The sequence below is a fragment of the Streptomyces poriferorum genome (assembly GCF_019399235.1).
In the GTDB taxonomy this organism is placed as follows: Bacteria; Actinomycetota; Actinomycetes; order Streptomycetales; family Streptomycetaceae; genus Streptomyces; species Streptomyces poriferorum.
Map to the genome: position 1 here is coordinate 1 of NZ_JAELVH010000444.1, position 3,609 is coordinate 3,609.

4 protein-coding genes are annotated in these 3,609 nt (G+C 65.8%); 1 reads left to right on the top strand and 3 read right to left on the bottom strand.

The features are described 5' to 3' along the window. From JGS39_RS37960 to JGS39_RS37970, 3 genes are all read right to left on the bottom strand, one after another. The coding region (locus JGS39_RS37960) for a phage tail family protein (protein WP_219574328.1) at window positions 1-1,238 on the bottom strand (1,238 nt) is incomplete at its 3' end. After that, window positions 1,235-2,428, bottom strand: coding sequence for a phage tail family protein (locus JGS39_RS37965; RefSeq protein ID WP_219574329.1), 1,194 nt, complete (start codon window positions 2,426-2,428; stop codon window positions 1,235-1,237). The genes JGS39_RS37965 and JGS39_RS37960, both read right to left, overlap by 4 nt. Before the next feature lie 81 nt (window positions 2,429-2,509). Beyond that, entirely contained in the window at window positions 2,510-3,067 is a 558-nt protein-coding gene (locus JGS39_RS37970; protein WP_219574330.1) for a hypothetical protein, read from the bottom strand. 140 nt (window positions 3,068-3,207) lie between these two features. On the opposite strand from JGS39_RS37970, the gene JGS39_RS37975 reads away from it, so the two are divergent. Next, a complete protein-coding gene (locus JGS39_RS37975) occupies window positions 3,208-3,597 on the top strand; it encodes a hypothetical protein (protein WP_219574331.1) in 390 nt (129 codons plus the stop codon). Window positions 3,598-3,609 lie beyond the last annotated feature (12 nt).

The following is a 3,609-nucleotide window of genomic DNA, read 5'->3' on the forward strand; positions in this document are numbered from 1 at the left end:
CTCCTCCCCGTGCCCTCCCGTTCCTCGTAGACCCGGACCCCGGGGCGGCCTGCGAAGAAGGCGGGCCCGGTGGTGGCCAAGGCGCGGGAGGGCACGGGGAGGAGCCGGTCGAGCAGGGAGAGCGGCTGCACCGAGGAGGCTCCCGGAACGGCGGCCGGCAGCACGACACCGCCCTCGGCGAGCTGTGGGATCTTCGACAGGTGCACGCCGAACTTCTTGCCGAAGAAGCTGAAGCTCAGGTGGTTGAGACCGTCGATGATCCAGTTGGCGAAGGCGATCAGCCCTTTGACGGGCCCGGTGATGACCCCGGCGACGGTCTGGATGCCGGTGGACATGAACGTGCCCATGCCGCGCAGCGACTTCGACATGGCGTCGCGGACCCGCGTGAAGGCCGAAGGGAGCGTCTTCGTCAGCCAGTTCAGGATCGGCTGGATGACGCCCTTGAAGCCGTTCCAGGCGCCCTTGACGACCGAGGTGACCGCGTGGGTCGCCGTGGAGACGGTGCTCCTCGCGCCCTCGAAGCCCGCCTTGAGTCCGGAACCGATCGTCTTCAGCACGGAGCCGACGGTGCTCCGCACCCCCTCGAACACCTCGGAGACGGTCGCGGCCCAGCCCTGGACGACAGGCGCCATGAACGCCCAGACGGCCCGGAACATGTCCAGGGCGGACTGGAAGACCTGCTGGATCACCTTCTGGCCGGTGGCCGAGTTCATCGCGTAGTCGATGAGCAGGGCGACCAGCGGGGTGACGATGCCGAGGACGAAACCGAGCGGGTTCGCCTTCATCGCCGTGTTGATGCCGGTCATGACGACGGATCCGACCGTCATGGCGGCACCGAAGAGGGTCATGGCCTTGGTGACCGTCGGGGTGTACTTGCCGAACAGATCGCTCAGGGATCCGAAGGCCCCGGCTCCCGCGGCGAGTGTGCCCAGGACCCCGACGGGTCCCCGGATCCTGGTGGCGCCGGCGCGGATGCGCGTCGCGGCGGTGGCGGCGGAGGCGCCGGCCCTGCGGACGGAGCTCCCCGCCCGGGTCGCCGCCGTGCGCAGCCCCCGGAGGGCGGGGGCGGTGCCGGCCGTCAGCGTGGCCACCCTGCCGAGCGGCGCACGGGCCCCGGCGAGGCCGCGCCGCAGGCTCTGGACGGAGGTGCCCGTCCCGAGGGCCGCGGTACGGAAGTTGTCCAGGGCGGCGGCCGGCTTGGCGCCGCCGGACGTCGGGTCCCGGCGGGCGCGTTTCATCCTCGGGCCTTGGAGAGGAAGAGCAGGGCGGTGGCGGTGTCCTGGAGGCTGCTGCTGGACGCCTCGTAGTACTGCTCGATGTAGAAGCCGCCGTCGGTGGCGGCGGCGCCGTTGCCGACCTGGCCGGCCCGGGTGGTGTGGCCGAGCAGACGGCTGAGCTTGGAGAGCGGCAGCACGGCCTCGGCCTCGCCGGCTTCGGCGACGATGGTGTGCACGCCGCCGTTGCGCGGCTGGACGATGCCGCCCTCGGCGAGGCGGGGGATGGTCGGCAGGTGGATGCCGAAGGACTTGCCGCCGACGACGGGCACCCAGCCGGGCACCGAGACCTTGATGCCGTTGAGTTTTCCGATCGCGGAGTTGATCAGCCCGATCACGGCGTTGATCGGGCCGCTGACGGCGCCCTTGATCGCGCCGAACGCGTTGCTCGCGATGGACTTCAGGCCGTTCCAGGCGCTGGAGAGCTTGCTCCTGACGGCGCTGAACGCGGCCGGGACGACACTCCTGATCCAGTTGACCACCGGGGAGATGACGGACTTGATGCCGTTCCAGACGGTGCTGATGACCTTCTTCACGGCGGTCATGGCCGTGGTGATGATCGTCTTCCAGAGGGTGAAGTAGGTCTTGATGACGGTCGCGACGGCCTTGACGACGACCGAGACCGCGGTCTTGATCCCGTTCCACACGCTCTTCATGAGCTTGCCGGCCGCCTGCATGATCGGGCCGACGGCCTTCATCACCGCGGTTATCACGCTCTTGATGACGCCGAACGCCGTCTTGAGGACCTTCTGCATGGTCTTCGACTGCATCGCCATGTCGACGACCTTGGCGATCAGCGGGGCCAGGAGCGCCATCAGTACGCCGATGAGGTTGCCCTTCATCGACTTGTTGAGCCCCTTCATGCCCTTGTCCGCCTTCGCGGCGCCGGTCTGGAAGGTGCCGATCTGCTTCCCGCCGGTCTGCCCGGACTTCCCGGCCCTGGTGACGGACTTCTCGGCCTTGTCCGCCGCCTGCTGGAGCGACTTCAACTCCTTGGCGGACTGCTGGGAGGAGGCCTTGATGCTGGTGATCCCGCCGTTGCTGCTCTGGGTGCTCTGCTTCAGGCCGTTCGCCGCCCGGCCGGCCTGGTCGAGATTGGTCTTGAAGCTGCGGAGACTGTCCGAAGCCCGTTTGAGCGTGGCTGTGAACGCCATTCCATGTCCAATCGTTCATGCGCCCGTTCGGCCCGTCGGCGGAAAGCCGACGGCCGGTTGTCGATAAGCGGATGCCGAACGTCAGGCGAACTCGGCGAGAAGCCCGTCGACCTTCGTGTGCAGGCCGCCGATGGCGGTGTCGAGTTTCTTCGTCGCCGTTTCGATCCTGTTCACCGCGAGATTGACCCACTGAGTGTCCGGGCCTTCCACGGTCGGTGTCGGAGTGTTGTTCCTGATGACCGGGGCGCCGAACCTTCCGACTTCCAGTGATCTGTTCTTGAGGGCAAGCAGATCTTTGAGAGCCGTGTCGAACGAGAACAACTTGATGGCGAAGGTTCCCATGAGTGCGAGACCCAGGGTCACCAACCCCTTGAAGGAGATGATCGACGGGGCGACGCCCTTCACTGCCTCGACCAGTTCCTTGCCGAAGATTCCCTGGACGAGCGTGCCGATCGCCCCCGGTTCGCTCTTCTTCTCCTCCGGGGTCGCCGCCTTTTCCTTCCCGCCGGCGGATTTCTTCAGCTCTGCGATCTGTTTGCCGATGTACTCCTCGGTGGCCAGTCGGCCGACGCCTTTGCCGGGGATGGATTCCTGGACGGCCCGTACCGCCTCAAGGAGGTCGTCATTCGTTACGGCCATCGATATACCTTTCAAGATATTTTGCGTCGTTTGTTCTCTCTGGCGATGTCATTTCTTGTCCAAGGGTGTTGGTGCCGCGTTGCGGTACCTCGTCGCCCTATGCCATCATCGGATAAATAGGAAGTGGAGAATTAATTCCGATGATTGCTGTTTCCTTTTTTGTTTTCGTGATTGCTTTCCTGGCTCTTCTCGTCTCGGGTGTGCCGTTCCTGACGCAGGCGCCGCTACGCAAGCGTGGTGTTCAGGTGATGGGCTCCGAGGTCGCACGCAGGATTCCCCGCGAGGGGAAGATCGACGTGCAGTACGGATATCTCGTGTCCGGCGGGGAGCAGCACACTCTGTGGCGACGCGGAATGTCGATCGAACCGCCCGCGCTGACGGGAATTGTCTACGACCCCAAGAATCCCAAGCGTGCCGATTTCACCGCCGGTATGCCGGAGAACGTGGCGGGACGGCGCAATTATCTCCTGAGCCTGGTCGCAGTGGAGATCGCCATGGTGGCGCTGATGGTCGTCGGCGTCATGAGCTGAGAGGTCTGCGCG

Excerpts from the sequence above, each read along its gene's own strand:
- JGS39_RS37970 (WP_219574330.1), bottom strand. The coding sequence starts at position 3,067 with ATGGCCGTAACGAATGACGACCTCCTTGAGGCGGTACGGGCCGTCCAG.
- JGS39_RS37965 (WP_219574329.1), bottom strand. The coding sequence starts at position 2,428 with ATGGCGTTCACAGCCACGCTCAAACGGGCTTCGGACAGTCTCCGCAGC.
- JGS39_RS37975 (WP_219574331.1), top strand. The coding sequence starts at position 3,208 with ATGATTGCTGTTTCCTTTTTTGTTTTCGTGATTGCTTTCCTGGCTCTT.